The 435-nt window shown below is 57.9% G+C and carries 1 rRNA gene; it reads right to left on the bottom strand.

The features are described from left to right. Positions 1–29: 29 nt before the first annotated feature. A 16S ribosomal RNA gene (locus ACW9JV_RS19305) occupies positions 30–435 on the bottom strand; the annotation flags it as partial.

Below are 435 nucleotides of genomic sequence, written 5' to 3'. Positions count from 1 at the left end.
AAAGGGTCGACTCGGAAATTGCTCCGTAGAAAGGAGGTGATCCATCCCCACCTTCCGGTAGGGATACCTTGTTACGACTTCACCCCAATCACCTGCCCCACCTTCGGCGGCTGGCTCCCAGAAGGGTTACCTCACCGACTTCGGGTGTTGCAAGCTCTCGTGGTGTGACGGGCGGTGTGTACAAGGCCCGGGAACGTATTCACCGCGGCATGCTGATCCGCGATTACTAGCGATTCCGGCTTCATGCAGGCGAGTTGCAGCCTGCAGTCCGAACTGAGAATGGCTTTTTGAGATTCGCTCCGCCTCACGGCTTCGCGGCCCTCTGTACCATCCATTGTAGCACGTGTGTAGCCCAGGTCATAAGGGGCATGATGATTTGACGTCATCCCCGCCTTCCTCCGGTTTGTCACCGGCAGTCACCCTAGAGTGCCCAAC

This window comes from Salibacterium sp. K-3 (genome assembly GCF_054052005.1).
This window is presented reverse-complemented; position numbering and strand designations above follow the sequence as displayed.